General features: G+C 26.5%; 12 protein-coding genes. All 12 read right to left on the bottom strand.

All coding sequences use genetic code 11. The features are described from left to right. Positions 1 to 425: 425 nt before the first annotated feature. The 12 genes from RDY08_RS00060 to dnaA all read right to left on the bottom strand — a co-directional run bounded on the left by RDY08_RS00060 (position 426) and on the right by dnaA (position 17,802). The gene (locus tag RDY08_RS00060; protein WP_307904402.1) at positions 426 to 2,696 is read right to left on the bottom strand and encodes a methyl-accepting chemotaxis protein; all 2,271 of its coding nucleotides are present in this window, start codon (positions 2,694 to 2,696) and stop codon (positions 426 to 428) included. Between the two features lie 153 nt (positions 2,697 to 2,849). Further along, positions 2,850 to 4,064: a sugar ABC transporter substrate-binding protein gene (locus RDY08_RS00055; RefSeq protein ID WP_307904401.1), complete on the bottom strand. Its 1,215-nt coding sequence runs from the start codon at positions 4,062 to 4,064 to the stop codon at positions 2,850 to 2,852. A gap of 98 nt (positions 4,065 to 4,162) precedes the next feature. Beyond that, positions 4,163 to 6,010, bottom strand: a complete 1,848-nt coding sequence (locus RDY08_RS00050) for a sugar ABC transporter permease (protein WP_307904400.1) — start codon at positions 6,008 to 6,010, stop codon at positions 4,163 to 4,165. Next, complete coding sequence (locus tag RDY08_RS00045; RefSeq protein ID WP_307904399.1) at positions 6,010 to 7,275, bottom strand: carbohydrate ABC transporter permease; 1,266 nt, start codon at positions 7,273 to 7,275, stop codon at positions 6,010 to 6,012. The genes RDY08_RS00050 and RDY08_RS00045 overlap by 1 nt, the downstream gene beginning before the upstream one ends. 17 nt (positions 7,276 to 7,292) lie before the next feature. Continuing rightward, positions 7,293 to 8,399 (bottom strand): ABC transporter ATP-binding protein, encoded by a 1,107-nt coding sequence (locus tag RDY08_RS00040; RefSeq protein WP_307904398.1) that lies wholly within the window; start codon positions 8,397 to 8,399, stop codon positions 7,293 to 7,295. 578 nt (positions 8,400 to 8,977) lie between these two features. Further along, positions 8,978 to 11,431 carry a DNA gyrase subunit A gene (gene gyrA, locus RDY08_RS00035; protein WP_307904397.1) on the bottom strand — a complete coding sequence of 818 codons (2,454 nt, stop codon included), beginning with the start codon at positions 11,429 to 11,431 and terminating at the stop codon, positions 8,978 to 8,980. 531 nt (positions 11,432 to 11,962) lie between these two features. Then, entirely contained in the window at positions 11,963 to 13,861 is a 1,899-nt protein-coding gene (gene gyrB / locus RDY08_RS00030) for a DNA topoisomerase (ATP-hydrolyzing) subunit B (RefSeq protein WP_307904396.1), read from the bottom strand. A 56-nt stretch (positions 13,862 to 13,917) separates the two neighbouring features. After that, positions 13,918 to 14,175 (bottom strand): extracellular matrix regulator RemB, encoded by a 258-nt coding sequence (gene remB, locus RDY08_RS00025; protein WP_307904395.1) that lies wholly within the window; start codon positions 14,173 to 14,175, stop codon positions 13,918 to 13,920. Positions 14,176 to 14,194: 19 nt separating this feature from the next. Continuing rightward, positions 14,195 to 15,040 (bottom strand): DciA family protein, encoded by an 846-nt coding sequence (locus RDY08_RS00020; RefSeq protein ID WP_307904394.1) that lies wholly within the window; start codon positions 15,038 to 15,040, stop codon positions 14,195 to 14,197. Then, on the bottom strand, positions 15,033 to 16,115 hold the full coding sequence (gene recF / locus RDY08_RS00015) for a DNA replication/repair protein RecF (RefSeq protein WP_307904393.1): 1,083 nt from the start codon (positions 16,113 to 16,115) through the stop codon (positions 15,033 to 15,035). The genes RDY08_RS00020 and recF overlap by 8 nt, the downstream gene beginning before the upstream one ends. 56 nt (positions 16,116 to 16,171) lie before the next feature. Next, complete coding sequence (gene yaaA / locus RDY08_RS00010) at positions 16,172 to 16,384, bottom strand: S4 domain-containing protein YaaA (RefSeq protein WP_307904392.1); 213 nt, start codon at positions 16,382 to 16,384, stop codon at positions 16,172 to 16,174. A gap of 17 nt (positions 16,385 to 16,401) precedes the next feature. Continuing rightward, positions 16,402 to 17,802, bottom strand: a complete 1,401-nt coding sequence (dnaA, locus tag RDY08_RS00005) for a chromosomal replication initiator protein DnaA (protein ID WP_307904391.1) — start codon at positions 17,800 to 17,802, stop codon at positions 16,402 to 16,404. Between the last annotated feature and the right edge of the window lie 100 nt (positions 17,803 to 17,902).

Raw genomic sequence — 17,902 nt, 5'->3', positions numbered from 1 at the left:
TTAACCGTTTTTTGCATTATTTTTCGTTTTAATCTACACCAAGTGCTATATCAGAACGATATCTATGTGTTTGTTCTCTGTTTGTACGTCCTACTTTTGATTTTACACAAAACATATTAGTTGAGATCCGTCAGTTTATTTTGTCATAATATAACTTCAACTTACGCTCATCCTCTTTAAGGACACAAGTTCTATATAAGGATTATTGTTCTTTTACAATAATAAAAAAATAAGCTACGCTTCATAATGTAAAGTATAAATGTTTTTCAAAATTTTTGGTTTCTGAAAAATTTCGCTTTGAAAAATTGCATATTTCAAAAAAACGGCGTAGCTTATTTTCTGAATAAGTTACTTTCCTAGTAAATAAAAATAGAGCTCACAAATCAACCATTTGCAAGCTCTATTTTTATTTATTTTTCTATTCTCTAATCGTCTAATTCCTTTAACTCTTTTTTTACATTTTCACTCATATCAAAATCTTTTCCTATATCAAATGTATCGGTTAAATTATTAAGTGTTTCTGCTCCATCTAAAATACTGTTAACTCCTTCTACTATTTCTTCTACACCTTTTAATCTCTCCTCTGCTTCTTTTGCAATACTCTCAGAAATTGCATTTGTTTGTTCTGAAGCTGCCGCTATATCCTCCATAGTTTTTAATGCTTCTTCTGAGCTAGCTGACTGTTCCTGCGTTGATGCTGTTATTTCAGTTACCATTTCTGTTGTATCATATACTGAATCTATTATACTTTTTAATGCTTCTCCTGCTTTATTACTAATATTAACACCTTTTTCTACCTCTTCTAATCCCTTTTTCATACTTTTACTTACATTATTTGCTTCACTTTGTATCCCTAATATTATAGTTCTAATTTCTTCTGCTGCTTCTGCTGATTGACTAGCTAATTTTTTTACTTCATTGGCAACTACTGCAAACCCTTTTCCTACTTCTCCTGCTCTCGCTGCTTCTATTGCTGCATTTAACGCTAAAAGATTAGTTTGATCTGCTATTCCTGTTATTACAGTTACCACTTTATCTACAACTTCCGTTTTTGTTCTCAAACTTTTTACTATTTCAGACGTTTCCTCAACTGTGCTTTTTATTTCATTTATAGAATCAACTGCATCTTTTACTGCCTTTCCTCCCTCTATAGCTAATTCTGATGAATCATTAGATTTTTCTGTAACTTTTTCTGAATATTTAGATATATCTTTTATTCCTGCGTTAATTTGACTAATAAATTCCACAGCTTCTTGTATTCTCAACATCTCTTCATTTGATTTATCTTTTATTTCACCAGATATATTTACTATCCCCTCCATAGAACTTCTGTTTGCTTCTGAAGTAGCTGATATTTGCTCAGTAGAAGAAGCTATTCTTTCTGACATATCTGTTATTTGATAAACCATTAATTTTAAATTTTTCGTCATATTATTTATTCCATCAGCTAAATCTCCTATTTCATCTTTACGTTTTGTTTTTACTTCCAATGTTAAATTTCCCTCTGATACTTTATTTACTGCATCTAATATTTTTTTAATCTCTTTTGTTATTGTTCCAGAATATATATATATAAATATCATACCTATTAATATTCCAAAAATTGCAACTATTACTAAAGATTTTACAATTTCACTTTTTACCTCTTTTTTATTTTTTTCAGAAACTGAAATAGCTTTATTCAAGTTCTCTGTCTTTACTCCAACAGCCATCATTCCTACTATTTTACCTAAATAATTTGTTATTGGTATATATGCAAATCTATAACTCTTTTTTACGTTTTTTCCTTGTACATTTCCAAAATCAAGCTCTTTGTTTTCTATTACTATTTTTTCACCAGTTTCTAATTTTTTTAATATTTTAGAGCCATCACCTAAATCTAAAGGCTTTCCATTATCCCCAAATAATGTTCCTGTAAAAAATTTAGTTCCATTATAAAGTCCAATTTCAGTATCTGTCATATTTTTTAATTGATTTGCAAATGCAACATTTAAGGGCAATGTCACAATTAATATACCTTTTTGTTGATTATCTGTTGAATCTTTATCAATTTTTCCATAAGCTTTTATTATCAGTCCATTAGATGAAGGTATTACATCTGTAAGCGTTAGCCCTCCAGCCGTTCCCAAAATTTGTTTTATTTTATCTGAATTAGATTTTTCTCTAAATGCTCTTTTTATTCCTTTAGTTTTCGCTTTTACTTTTCCTGTTGCATCTACAATTTCTATCTGTTTTTCTGCTCCATCTCCATACATACTTTTTTGTAAATCTCCAACTATTCTAATATAGTTTAAAATTGATTTTGTTTTTTTATATTCTACAAAAAATTTCTTTTTATTTTTTTCATCAGGAATAAAACTATTTTTTGATAATTTACTTGTTTTTCTCTTCATATTATATTCTACTAAAGTTATTAAATCAGAGTTGCTCCCCATTATATTTGCTTCTCTTAAAATGACATTTTCTTTATCTTTTAATATATTTATAGATATCTCTCCTGCTTTTTTCAATTTTTCATTTAAAGCTTTTCCCAAATTATCTTTTATATTATCAGATACCTCTCCTAATTTAGATCCACTTATATTTATTGCTGTTATTGTTGATGCTACTAATATTGCAAACACTATTACACTATTAATTAAAATCAGTTTAGCTTTTAAACTTAATGTCCCTTTTTTATTTGTTCTTTTTTTCATATTAATCCCCTCCAATTGTTTAGTATTTTTCCCTCTGAATTATAATCACACTATTATTTATACAAAATATACTTTCCCCTTATTTTATATAAATAATAGGTAAAGGCAGCATAAAGCTACCTTTACTCTAAAGAATATTTAAAAGTAAACAAATTATTTTTGTCTTAATTCTTTAACTGATTCCATAGCTTTTTCTTGTACATCTTTTGCTGCTTCTTCTGCTGTTGCATCTCCTGATAATACTTGTGATAACATTGTAGCTCCATTTGCCCAAACTGCAGCATTCATTTCTGGTGCTGTCGGCATTGGAGTTCCTACTTCTGCTTGAGATTTAAATCCTTTTATGTATTGATATACACTGCTATTTTTTACAGTTCTATACTCATAAACTTCTGATCTTGACGGTAAATGTCCAACTTTAGACATTTCAGCTTGTGAATCTGCTGATGTTAAAAATTTTATTAAATCATATCCATTTTTTTTGTCTTTAGAATAAGCTGACATCATCATTACTTCTGGTCCCAATGCTGGTGCTGGCCAAAGCCCTGTTTGATTAACCATTGGTATTCTTGTTACTCCAAAATTTACTCCTGATTCTACTAAATCTCCTATTGCCCAAGGTCCATTTATTATCATTCCTGCAAGCCCATCATTAAATAGTGTCATCATTACATTATAATCTACTTCTTCTGGCATTATCTTCTGAGGATCTTCTGATAAAGAAGCTACAAATTTAGCTGCTTCTATTTGAGCTTTAGAATCAAATGTTGGATTATTATTTTTATCCAATATTTTTCCTCCAAATCCACCAATCCATCCCATATGATAATAGTAATTTCCTTTATCATAAACTAGTCCATATTGTGATTCATCTTCGTTAGTTAATTCTTTTCCTATTTTTATCATTTCCTCTGTTGTTTTTGGAGGATTTGGTATTAAATCTTTATTATAAATTAAAGCTACTACTTTATATGATTCTGGTAATCCATATAATTTATTTTCATATTTACATGCCCCTAATACTGTTGGTATAAATCCTTTTAAAGTACTTTCTGATGCAAATCCATCAATAGGTGCTAATAAATTTTGAATTTTAAATGTTCCTATCCAATCAGCAGGTCCAACTATTACATCTGGTCCTTGACCTTGTGGAGCCATTGTTTGAAATTTTCCTTGCAATGCATCAAATGGTACCATTAATGCATCTACTTTGTTTCCTGATACTTGTTCATATTTTGCAAGTATTCCTAACATTGCTTCTTTTTCTTGTCCTGTCCATCCATACCATAACTTTACTGTTTTTGCAGATACTACACTAGAAAATACTAATGTAAATAGTGCTAAAATAACTAATACTCTTTTTTTCATTTTTTTCCTCCTTTTTATTTGTGTTCTTATTTATAAGTCTACCTTATAAAATTTTAAAAATCAATTTTTTTATTTCTGTATATATCTCTATTCTAAAATTATCCTTTTACTCCTCCAGCAGTTAATCCTCCTACAAGATATTTTTGACTCATTAAAAATACTATTACTACTGGTATTGATACTAATACTGCCATTGTGGCAAACATTGGCCAATTTACACTATTTGAACCTACTAACATTTTTATTACTACTGGTATTGTATATTTTGATTCTGTATTCATAAATGTTGCTGCCATTATATATTCATTCCAAGCTCCCATAAATGAGAATAGAGCCGAAATTGCTAATGCAGGCAGTGATAATGGCAACACTATTTTATAAAATGTTTGTGAAGCTGAACATCCATCTATTAATGCTGCTTCTTCTAATTCTTTTGGTACTGTATCAAAGAATCCTTTTAAATTCCATATATTAAATGGCAATGCCGTTATTGAATATGCAAATATTAATCCTTTAAATGTATTTATAAATCCTAAATTGGAAAATATTATATACAAAGGAATCAACATCATTGTTCCAGGAAACATTTGAGTTACTAGAAATGACATCATAAAACCATCTCTTCCTGGAAATCTAAATCTAGAAAAAGCATATGCTGCCGCTGATGACAATATCATTCCTATTAATGCCGTTAATATAGCTATAAACAAACTATTGAATATTCCTGATAAAAATAAAAAATTAATATGTGTATAATATTCTACATTATATATTTGCATATCTTGTGGTAACTCAGATACTTTATTTAACCTTAAATAATAAGCATCTTGTTTTATAATTTTTTCTTTTCCATTATAAGTAACTTTTGTATCTTTTTCTTTTACTTCAAATTTTACATCTTTTAATAAATTAGTTGAATTAGGATCAAATACATTGTACACAGATTTTATATTTTTAGCTTCTATCATTGCTCCTTTTCCATCTACAATTACTTCTTGTCCTATAAACAATTTATTATTTTTATCTAATACGATTCCTTCCTCTTTTACTTTTTTTAGATTTAATAATGCTGCTTTATAATTATCTAATGTAGCATTTTTAGGTATAGGGTTTAGATTTGTACCTCCCATTGAATTGCTGCTTTTAAACGTAAGAGATATTACCCATGTTAATGGATACGTTGTAAAAACCAATACATAAAGAACCAGTACATGCATTAATAAATTCCTATCCATTATTAAAGAATATACCAATAAAAATAAAAGATATATAAATATTATAACTATTACTTCTGTTTGAATTTTCTTTGTTATTCTATTTGAAACAATTGATCTCTTTGAATATTGTATATCTAATAAATAATCTTTTCCTTTTAAATTAAATTTTCTAACTGTATGAAGATTATTTCTTTTTTTATTTTTAAGAAATCCATTTATGTTTTCAACTACAAATTGATTTTCTTGTATCTTATCAAAATTATTTTCAATCCAGCTATTTTCTATTTTTGATTCAAAATAGTTTTTTACATTATTTTTATTTAATGTTTCTCCTTTTCTTAATCCATATAAATTTTTTCTATTTAAACTACTAATTGTATGTATCTCATTTACAATTTTTCCATCTTTTTTGCTCCATATTGCAATTGAAGCAACACTTAATTTACTTATATCGCTTCTACCTTCTGGAATATACTTAAATAAACTTTTAGGATCTATTATTTTTTTCGCTCTTATAAATATTATTCTTTTTGATTTAGCAAATTTTTTATTTATATCTTCCACTATTTTTTTACTAAAAAATTCTGATGATTTTGTTACACTTGTTATTACTGTTTTTTTTGCGTAATTACTATACCATCCTGTAAATAATACAGCTATTAAAAGAGATGTTAGTACTACTATTAAACTTCTAATAAACTGTTTTTTAGTATATTTTTTGTTTGCCATTAATACACCTCCTCAGTAGCTTTTGACACTTTCATTGTAAATATACTATATGCTGCTAAAATTATAAATATAATTACAGAATATGCTGCTGCGTAAGAATATCTTCCTTTTTCAAAAGCTTCTCTATATGCACTTACAACCAATAATGACATTTTATCATTTGTAGTAATCAAATAAATTACATTAAATTGATTAAAAGTCCATATTATACTTAATATTATAGCTGGTATCATTGTTGGTTTTAGTAGTGGTACTGTTATAAATTTAAACATTTGAAATTTTGTAGCTCCATCAATCTCTGCTGCTTCATAAAAAGTTTTAGATATTGATTGTAACCCTCCTAAAGCCACTATCATCATAAATGGAAATCCTAGCCATACATTTACTATTACTACTGCAATAAATGGTAAAGAAACAAGGTATCCTTTTAATCCAATTGCATCTATTAGAAGTGACCCTAAATATGGTATATGATCTAAAAATTTCAAACTTATAAATGATTTCGAAAGCCACTGTAAATTGTCCATATGCAGCATTGCATATATTGGCGATAATATTTGATTTACTGCTCCAAATTCTTTTTGAAACATCGCTTTCCACATAAGTGCTGTTACATAATTAGGTACTGCCCAAGGCAAAACTAATAATGTTCTATACACTTTTTTTAATTTCATATCTTCTCTATTCAATATTAATGCTAACATAACTCCTAAAGATACTGCTAAAACTATATTTATAACTGTCCACCATATATTTGTAAAAAATATATCTCTAAAATCACTATTTTTACTTGTAAAAACATCCAAAAATCTTGATAATGTTGGAAAATTAGCCTTTGCCAATGGTATATCTATTCTATAATTTGTAAATGCTACCCATACTCCAAATACTAAAGGAAAAAATACTAATACAACCATTCCTATTATAGCTGGAGATGTATATACATATGCAGTTCCTAAATTATTATATTTTCGTTTAAATTCCTCTTTTGAATTATGAATTGTTTGTGTTATTGTTATAAATAAAACTATTAATCCTATAAATATCAAGATAAAACCCATTGCTGGTGCTGTTAATTTTAATCCCGCTATTTTATATGTTCCTGCTCCATTTCCATACATAACTCCTTTTATTAACAAAACAAGTCCATATATAAAAACAATAAAACTTAAAATAGCTCCTGTTAACCACATATAACCTGAACTTCTTTCTATTTTATTAAAAATATTTATGCTTTCTATTAATTCAGTAAATTTTGAAGACAAAAATTCCACCACCTTTCTTATAAACTTATATTTTCTTCTGTCTCTTTGTCAAATATATGACATTTACTTGTATCAAACCATATTTCATATTTTTCTCCTGATTTTACTGTTACTCCTTCACTTCCTAATCTTGCTATATATTGATTCTTTCCTGGTGTGAAATATACAAATACTTCATTTCCCATCTGTTCTACTACATATATTTCTGAATTTACATAATTATCTTTTTCGTTTGGATGTGTTTCATGACTTCCTATATGTTCTGGTCTTATCCCAAACCATATTTCTTTTCCTATATGACTTTGGACTTTGTCTGCTTTTTCTTTTGGTAATCTTAATTTCATATGTTCTGTTACCGCATATGTTGTATCTCCATCTTTTTCTAGTTTTGCTTCTACTATATTCATTGATGGACTTCCTATAAATCCTGCTACAAATTTATTTTCTGGTTTATTATATAAATTTAATGGAGTATCTACTTGTTTTATTACTCCTAACTCCATTACACATATTCTATCTCCCATTGTCATTGCTTCTACTTGATCATGAGTTACATATATCATTGTTGTTCCTAATCTCTTATGTAATTTTGTTATCTCTACTCTCATATGTACTCTTAATTGAGCATCTAAGTTTGATAATGGTTCATCAAATAAAAATACCTCTGGATCTCTTACTATTGCTCTTCCTACTGCTACTCTTTGTCTTTGTCCTCCTGACATCTCTTTTGGTTTTCTATCTAATAGATCTGTTATTCCTAATATTTCTGCTGCATCTTTTACTCTTTTGTCTATCTCTTCTTTTGGTGTTTTTGCTAATTTTAGCCCAAATGCCATATTATCATATACGTTCATATGTGGATACAAGGCATAATTTTGAAACACCATTGCTATCCCTCTATCTTTTGGTGGCAACTCATTTACTATTATATCTCCTATTGCTACTGTTCCTCCTGTTATCTCTTCTAATCCTGCTATCATTCTTAATGTTGTTGATTTTGCACAACCTGATGGCCCTACAAATACCATAAATTCTCCATCTTTTATTTCTAAATTGTGCCCATGTACTGCTTTGAATCCATTTGGATATGTTTTTTCCATATCTGTTAAAACTACTTTTGCCATGTTTTCACCTCTCATTTAGTTTAGTATTTTCCAATTTCAATTATTATACTACAAAATCAAAAAAAATTCAAAGGTTATTTTCGGATTTTATAACTTTTTTCAAATTTATGCTACGCAAACCGTAAATAATGTTCTATAAGTAACCTAAATACCGTTTTTAATAAAAAGAAAATTTTCTCAATCTAGGATATTTCAACAATACTACATATTTTTCAAAATAAATTTATACTTTTCTACTTAGGAACGGCTTAAAAATAACTTACCTGTTTTGTTTTAAAAGGCTCAAGGTTCTTTTATGAAAACCACATAAAAAACTACGCCCAACGTATGCAACGTTTCAAGCGTTTTTATAACAAAATATATAAAAATTATTTTTTAAACGTTCCTTACTTAAAATAAAATTTTTTAATTTATCTCCTATGTGTATAACTCTATTTCTTAAAAAAATTCAAATTATTATATAATTGTGGGAAACTATGAGGAAAAGTGGAAAACTTTTTGAAAAAATAGGCTTTTTTATTAACAATTGTGGAAAACACGACTATAAAATTTGTTTTCCACAAAGAAAAAGAAGAAGATTACTCTTCTTCTCCACTTTCTATATCTGATTCTATCTCTTTGTCTTTATGTCTTTTTATTACTGATACAACTTTTTCATTCTCATCAACTTTCATAACTCTTACACCTTGTGTTGAACGACCAGTTGTAGATATTGTATCTGCTGCTGTTCTTATTACTATACCATTAGAACTAATCAACATTATTTCATCACTATCTGTAACACCTTTTACCTCTACAACATCTCCAGTTTTTGGATTTATTTTCATATTTATTAATCCTTTTCCACCTCTAGATTGTAGTCTATATCCTTTTAATTTCGTTCTTTTTCCAGCTCCATTTTCAGTTACTGTTAATACTGTTGCTTCTGGATTTTCTATTACTAGTCCAGAAACTACCTCATCATTTTTTCTTAAATTTATTCCTTTTACTCCTGTAGCTGTTCTTCCCATACTTCTTATTTCTGATTCATTAAATCTTATTGAATACCCTTGTTTAGTTGCTAAAAATATGTCATTATCTCCATTAGCCACTCCAACATATATCAAATTATCATTTTCTTTTAAATTTATTGCAATTAGTCCTGCCTTACTTATTTTTTTAAATTTATTTAAACTAACTTTTTTTACTACTCCAGATTTTGTTGCAAAAAATATATTTTTATTTTCTTCAAATTCTCTTACTTTTAACACTGCTTTTACTTTTTCATTAGTTGTTAAGTTTATTAAATTATTTATTAGTTTTCCTCTTGCTTTTTTAGAACTTTCTGGTATTTCATATACTTTTAAACTTAAAGCTCTTCCTTTATTTGTAAAAATTAATAAACTATCTAAATTTTTAGTCAAATACATATTTTCCACAAAATCTTCTGATGCCGCATTGTGAGATGATACACCTTTTCCACCTCTATTTTGAGCTTTATATTTATCTAATCCTATTCTTTTTATATATCCTTTATTTGTCATCATAACTATTACTTCTTCATCTTTTATTAAATCTTCTAAAAGTATATCTTCTGCTGCTGCTCTTATTTCTGTTCTTCTTTTATCTCCATATTTATCTCTTAATTCTATAACTTCATCTTTTATAATTTCAAATACTTTTGAATCATTTCCTAGTATGAATTTTAATTCATCTATAACCTTTAACAATTCTTTATATTCTGTTTCTATTTTATCTCTTTCTAATCCTGTTAATCTTTGTAATCTCATATCCAAAATTGATTTTGCTTGTATTTCAGTAAATTCGAAAATTTTTATTAAACTTTCTTTTGCAGTTGCTGCATCTTTTGAACCTCTTATAATTTTTATAATTTCACTTATGTTATCTAATGCCTTTCTAAACCCTTCTAATATATGAGCTCTTTTTTCAGCTTTTTCAAGTTCATATTTTGTTCTTCTAACTACTACTTCATATCTATGATCTAAATAATGATTTAATATTTGTTTTAAAGTTAATACTTTAGGAACATTATTTACAAGTGCTAACATTATTATTCCAAAGGTATTTTGTAGTTCTGTATATTTATATAATTTATTTAAAATTAGTTCTGAAATTTCACCTTTTTTTAATTCTATTACTATTCTTATTCCATCTCTATCAGATTCATCTCTTAAATCTGTAATTCCAGATATTTTTTTCTCTTTTACCAAATTAGCTATTTTTTCTATTAATCTAGCTTTATTTACTTGGTAAGGTAGTTCATTTATAATTATAGCTTCTTTTCCTGATCTTATCTCCTCTATTTTAACTTTTCCACGAACTTTAACTTTTCCACGACCAGTTTTATAAGCACTAATTATTCCAGAAACTCCATTTATTATTCCACCTGTTGGAAAATCTGGCCCTTTTACTATCTTGATTAATTCATCATCTTCTATATCTCTGTTATCTATTGTAGCAATAATTCCATCTGATAATTCAACTAGATTATGTGGTGGTATATTAGTTGCCATTCCAACAGCTATCCCTGCCGCTCCATTTAATAATAAATTTGGAAGTTTTCCTGGTAAAACAATAGGTTCATCTAAACTGTCATCAAAGTTTTTTCTATAATCAATAGTATTTTTATCTATATCTAATAACAGTTCTCTTGTTATTTTTGACATACGTGCTTCTGTATATCTCATTGCTGCCGCACTATCACCATCAACAGAACCAAAATTTCCATGCCCATCAATTAACATATATCTATAGTTAAAATCTTGTGCCATTCTTACCATTGTAAGATATACAGCAGTATCTCCATGTGGGTGATACTTACCTAAAACTTCTCCGACTATTCTTGCACTTTTTTTGTGAGGTTTCTCGTGAAACATTCCCATTTCATTCATTGCAAAAAGTATTCTTCTATGTACCGGCTTTAATCCATCTCTTACATCTGGAAGAGCTCTACTTACTATTACGCTCATTGAATAATCCAAGTATGAATTTTTTATTTCGTCCTCTATATAAATTTGAGTCTCTTTTGCCATTTGTAAATCCCCTCTCTAAAATATATCATCTGTAATGGTAAACGGCTGTTCACCATTACTATTTTTTATTAATTCAATATTATTTAATTTTTCTTATTTACTTTGAAAAATCACATGTTTCAAAAAACTGTGTAGCCTATTTTCTGAATAAATTTATACTTTCCTCTTAAATAAAAAACATAAATTAATTCATAAAAAAACTTATGCTTTTTATTTATATTCATTCTATCTTCTTTCAGACCTCATCTAAATCCCAATGTCATCAAATTAACGATAATTTATAATTTTATATCGGATTTGCCAACGGTAAAACCTCTACATTATAAAACAAATTAATACTGTAGGGGCTTGCCGTTGGCAAGCCCAGTTCTTAGCTTGATACATTGCGTATTTTAAAACAAAATAGGTAGCTTCTTTTTAAGCCGTTCCTAAAGAACGTTTAAAAAATTAATTTCCTAATATTTTGTTTTAAAAATGCTTGATACGTTGCATATTTTAAAACAAAATAAGTAGGTTATTTTTAAGCCGTTCCTAAATATCCAAATTTTTAACATATGTTGCATGCTCTTCTATAAATTTTCTTCTTGGTTCAACTTTATCTCCCATTAATACATTAAACAATTTATCTGCATAAGTTGCATCTTCTAATGTTACTTTTAATAAACTTCTGCTTTCTGGATCCATTGTTGTACTCCATAATTGTTCAGGATTCATCTCTCCAAGTCCTTTGTATCTTTGTAGAGTATATTTTTTATCTCCAAGTTCTGAAGTTATCTCTTCCAACTCTTCATCAGAATATGCATATGAAAAATTCTTCCCTTGAGTAACTTTATATAATGGTGGTTGTGCAATATAAATATGTCCCTCATCTATTAATTCTCTTAAATGTCTATAGAAAAAAGTAAGCATTAAAGTTCTTATATGAGCTCCATCTACATCGGCATCGGTCATTATAATTATTTTATAATATCTCAATTTTTCTAAATCAATCTCATCACCTATATTTGTTCCAAAGGCAGTAATCATTGCTCTAATTTCTGTATTTTCCAAAGCTCTATTTATTCCTGCTTTTTCTACATTTAAAATTTTTCCTCTAAGAGGTAATATTGCTTGAAATCTTCTATCTCTTCCTTGTTTTGCAGAACCTCCCGCACTATCTCCTTCCACTATAAATACTTCACATTCTTCTGGTACTTTTGAAGAACAATCAGACAATTTTCCTGGAAGAGATCCCACTTCTAAAGCACTTTTTCTAATTACTAATTCTCTTGCTTTTTTAGCTGCTTCTCTTGCTCGTTTTGATATTAATATTTTTTCTACAATCACTTTTGCATCAGTTGGATTATCTTCTAAATACTCTTTTAATTTATTTGTAATAATAGAAGATACTATTCCTGTAACTTCTGAATTTCCTAATTTAGTTTTTGTTTGTCCCTCAAATTGAGGTTCCGGAACTCTTGTGTTAATTATAGCAACTATTCCTTCTCTTACATCATTCCCTACAAAATTACTATCTTTTTCTTTTAATAATCCTGTTGTTCTTGCAATATCATTTATTACTCTAGTTAAAGCTGTTTTAAATCCACTTACATGCGTTCCGCCTTCATGAGTGTTTATATTATTAACAAATGAATAAAGCGTTTCTTTTTGATTTTCTATATATGTTAAAACTATTTCAACATATACTCCCGATTCTTCTCCTATCATACTTACAGGATTTGTTATTATCGTTTTTTCTCCACTTACTACCTCTTTTACAAAATCTACAGCTCCACCTTCAAATTCATAAACTTCTTTTTTCTTTTTTCCTTCTCTAAGATCTTCTATAGATATTTTTAATCCTCTATTTAAATATGCTAATTCTTTTAATCTATTTGATAACACATCAAATTCATATTCCAAACTTTCAAAAATTGTGTCATCTGCTTTAAATTTAACTTTTGTTCCTGTTCTATTAGTGTCGCCTATAGTTTTTACAGGTTCTTCTGGCTTTCCTTCATGATATTTTTGATACCATATTTTCCCGTCTCTTTTTACTTCTATTTCCAAGGTTGATGATAATGCGTTAACAACAGAAACTCCAACTCCATGAAGTCCTCCTGATACTTTATAGCCTTTATGTTCAAATTTTCCTCCAGCATGTAATATTGTCATTACAATTTCAAGAGCTGATTTTTTATGTTTTGGATGCATATCTACTGGAATTCCTCTTCCATTATCCTCTACCTCTATTACATTACCTTCTAATATTTTTATTGATATTTTATTACAATATCCTGCTAATGCTTCATCCACACTATTATCTGCAATTTCATAAACCAAATGATGTAATCCTCTTATTGACGTAGATCCAATATACATTCCTGGTCTTTTTCTTACAGCTTCTAATCCTTCAAGTACAGTTATATCTTTTGCTGTATAATTTGTCATAATTTCCCTCCAAAATACTTTTTTCTAATAAACTGCTTAAAAATAACATTCCTAACTTATTTTACTTTTCCTGTTTTTAATCTTTCAAACTCTTTACCTCTTGAATATAAAGCTCTTAATCTATATGAACTAACATAAGAATAAGTATCTGTTATAACCATACTTTTTTTATTTTTTGAAATATTTATTATATTTTTTTTGTTTATTTCAAAAAAATCTTTTCCATTTTCTGACTCTGTAAATTTTTCATAATCTACAATTGCGATAATTTCATTTAATGGAATAAAAAAATTATTTTCCAAGTATATATACACTTTACCTCCTGATGATGTTTCACGTGAAACTCTGAAAAAACATATCTATTTTTTCAAAAATAACTCTTTTATTATCTGTTCCACTATCTAATATAAAATATTTTTCTAATAAATCTCTAGCTTTTTTATATTTTAATTCTTTTATATTTATTAATATTTCTCTATATATTCCATCTTTAACTCTATTTTTAATATCTTCAAATTCTATTTTAGTTAAATATTTTTCTTCATATTTCATTTCTGTATATGTTATTAATAAATTGTTTTTTATTTTATTATAAATTCTTCTCCTGTTTTCTTTTTGAATATCATTTTTACACAAAATACAAATTTTTCCTTCTCCAACAAATAATTCTCCACACTTTTCGCATTTTTTATATCCATTTTCTAATAAATATTTTTCTCTTTTTTTATTTAAAACAGATACTTTATATATGTGTCTTTTTATATCATCATCTTTTATAAATTCTATAGCTTTTTTCAATTGTTTGATTTCAAATGGCTGTATAGATATATTGTTAAAATCAATTTTTTCTCTTTTTACTTTTTGTTTTTTCTCTATATAATTAATAGTTTTTTCATATTTAGAAACTTTAAATCTAATGTTTTTTATATATTCTCCATTTAGTTTTAAATTACTATTTTTTATTATCTGATTTTTCAAAAATAACATTTGTTGAGACCATATACTACTTGTAACTCCTATTATTAAAACATCTTCTTTTACAAATAGAGGAAAACTTTTTTTAGCTAAGTTTTTTCCTACAATATCTACCCAATTAATTTTTAAAAACTCTAATTTATAAAAAACATTATTTTTTATTTTTGACTCAATAACCTCTTTTAATTTTACAGGCTTATTCATAAATTTTCCCCTCTTTTACTAAAAATTTTTTCCCTTTTATATCTAATTTTTCAGTTGAGGTTATAAATACTTGTATATTTTTATTAAAAAAGTAGTTTAAAATACTATCTTTATGCATTAAATCAAAATATGAAGATACATCATCTAATAAAAATATAGGATACTCTTTTTTATCTTTCACAATTAAATCTATTTCAGATATTTTAAGAGAAAATATAATAGATTTTTTTTCTCCCTGTGATGAATATTTTTTTGCATCTTTTTCATTTAAATTAAATACATATTCATCTCTTTGAGGTCCCACAAGAGAATATCCATAAATCAACTCTTTTTTTTGCACTTTTAGAGATTTATCTTTTATTTTTTCTTTAATCTCTTCTAAACTCTTTTTTTCAATATTATCTATAAATGGCTTATAAATCAACTTTAATTCCGAACTCGATTTAAAAAGCTTCCTATAATTTAAATTAAGTAATATTGATAATTTTTTTATATAATCTTCTCTTTTTATTAATAATTTTGCTGAAATGTCTATAAATTTTTCATTATAAATATTATACATCTCATTTTTTATATTTTTTTCTTTTAAAAATTTATTTCTAACTTTTAAAATTTTGTTTAATTCTTTTAATTCTAAATAGTAGTTATAATTTGATTGAGATATTTCATAATCAAAATAAGTTCTTCTAGTTGAGGGAGAACTATTTATTAGTTCAATATCTTCTGGTATAAATGAAATTACATTTACTTTTCCAATATATTCATCATAATTTACTTTTTTCTTATTATAAAAGTATTTTTTATGTTTTTTTTCATATTTTAAAGCTAAACTTTTTTCTCCATAAATATCCAAAAAATTCAAAAAAATTCCACAATCTAATTTACTGTATTTTACTATTTCAGATATGTTTTTTGTTCTAAAACTTTTCCCTGTAATATTAAAATAAAGTGCTTCTATAAAACTCGTTTTTCCTTGTCCATTTTCTCCATAAAAAAGATTTATTCCCTTATCAAAAGATAAATTAATTTCTTCTAAATTTCTAAAATTTAACAAGTAAACATCTAAAAGCTGCAATTGTTCCTCCTTAGAAATAGCTAAAAAATAATGAGAACATTATTTTTTAAACGTTCTTAAACCCTTTTTATTTTATAAATATTTTTATCTATCTCTATAATATCTTCATCTCTTAATTTTTTTCCTCTTCTTAATTCAACTTCTTTATTTACTTTTACTTGACCTTCTTTTATTAAAAATTTAGCTTCTACTCCAGAACCTACAATATTTACCCATTTTAAAAATTGGTCTAATTTTATATATTCAGTTGAAATTTCAATAATTTCCATTTTTTTCTCCTCTTAAATTAATTTGAGTTATTTAAAATTTTCTCTTTTAAACTCATTATATCTTTTTCAAAATACTTATTTTCTTTCATATCTTTTTCAATTTTACTAACACTATGCATTACTGTTGTATGATCTTTACCACCAAAAATACCACCAATAGCTGAAAATGATTCACTTAATATATCTCTTAACAAATACATAGCAACCTGCCTAGATTTAGCAATATCTTTTTTTCTTTTTGAAGATATCATATCCTCAATAGAAATTTCATAATATTCAGAAACAACTTTTATTATTTTATCTTTATTAACTACTTTATTATTTCTTTTTACAACATCATAAAAGACATCTTTTACTAAATCTATATTTATCTCTTTTTTTAAAATTGAAGCTTTTGCTACTATTCTATTTAAATTTCCTTCTAATTCTCTAATATTAGAATTTATTGTTTCTGCTATAAATTCTAATACCTCTTTTGATATTTTAATATTTTCCATTTCAGCTTTTTTACTTAAAATAGCAACTCTAGTTTCATAATCCGGCTGTTGTATATCTGCAATAAGTCCCCACTCAAATCGCGAAACAAGCCTTTTTTCCACATTATCAATCTCTTTTGGAGGTCTATCACTAGAAAGAACTATCTGTTTTCCTGCTTGGTGTAACTCATTAAAAGTATGAAAAAATTCTTCTTGTGTACTATCTTTACCTGCGATAAATTGAATATCATCTATTAATAAAAGATCTAATTTTCTGTATTTACTCCTAAATTCCATCATTTTATCATTTTTTAATGAATTTATTAAATCATTAGTAAATTGTTCAGAAGAACAATAATAAACTTTTTTATTACTATTATTTTTTAGTACACTGTTTCCAATAGCATGCATAAGATGAGTTTTTCCTAACCCAACTCCTCCATATATAAAAAGAGGATTATATACTTTTCCTGGTGCATTTGCTACTGCTTCTGAGGCAGCATGTGCAAATTCATTACTTTTTCCAACAATAAAATTATTAAATAAATATTTATCATTAAGATTATAATAACCTTTACTAAATAAATTTTGTTGAATTTTATATTGTTTAGATTGTTTTGATTCTTTTTTTTCTTGCTTTATTGGTTCTTCTTCTTTTTGAAAAAAAAGCTTATTATCTTCATTTTCTTTAATTCTAAACTCTAAATCTTTATACCCTTTTAAAATTAAAATTTCATTTAATATTTCAATAATTTTCTCTTTAAATTTAGATTCAATTCTATCTTTTATAAATTTATTATCAACTTCAAGAATTAATTTATCTTCTGTTAAATCAATTGGCTTTACATTTAACATCCAAGAATTATAATCTGTTTCATTAATATTCCATTTTAAAATTTTAAGTATTCTTTTCCACACTTCTACAGCATTCATTTCCTCCATTCGCAAAAGTCCCTCCAATAGTCAATTTATCCACAATACTATATCACATAAAATAAATATTTTCAACAGATTTAATTACTTTTCCACTTTTCAACATACT

Origin of the sequence: Haliovirga abyssi, from assembly GCF_030295325.1 — a bacterium.
GTDB lineage: Bacteria > Fusobacteriota > Fusobacteriia > Fusobacteriales > Haliovirgaceae > Haliovirga > Haliovirga abyssi.
This window is presented reverse-complemented; position numbering and strand designations above follow the sequence as displayed.

What these genes read in the sequence shown, in the direction of transcription:
- gyrB (WP_307904396.1), bottom strand. Translation starts at nt 13,861, where the DNA reads ATGACAAATTATACAGCAAAAGATATAACTGTACTTGAAGGATTAGAA.
- yaaA (WP_307904392.1), bottom strand. Translation starts at nt 16,384, where the DNA reads ATGGAAATTATTGAAATTTCAACTGAATATATAAAATTAGACCAATTT.
- gyrA (WP_307904397.1), bottom strand. Translation starts at nt 11,431, where the DNA reads ATGGCAAAAGAGACTCAAATTTATATAGAGGACGAAATAAAAAATTCA.
- RDY08_RS00020 (WP_307904394.1), bottom strand. Translation starts at nt 15,040, where the DNA reads ATGAATAAGCCTGTAAAATTAAAAGAGGTTATTGAGTCAAAAATAAAA.
- RDY08_RS00050 (WP_307904400.1), bottom strand. Translation starts at nt 6,010, where the DNA reads ATGGCAAACAAAAAATATACTAAAAAACAGTTTATTAGAAGTTTAATA.
- dnaA (WP_307904391.1), bottom strand. Translation starts at nt 17,802, where the DNA reads ATGGAGGAAATGAATGCTGTAGAAGTGTGGAAAAGAATACTTAAAATT.
- RDY08_RS00060 (WP_307904402.1), bottom strand. Translation starts at nt 2,696, where the DNA reads ATGAAAAAAAGAACAAATAAAAAAGGGACATTAAGTTTAAAAGCTAAA.
- RDY08_RS00055 (WP_307904401.1), bottom strand. Translation starts at nt 4,064, where the DNA reads ATGAAAAAAAGAGTATTAGTTATTTTAGCACTATTTACATTAGTATTT.
- RDY08_RS00040 (WP_307904398.1), bottom strand. Translation starts at nt 8,399, where the DNA reads ATGGCAAAAGTAGTTTTAACAGATATGGAAAAAACATATCCAAATGGA.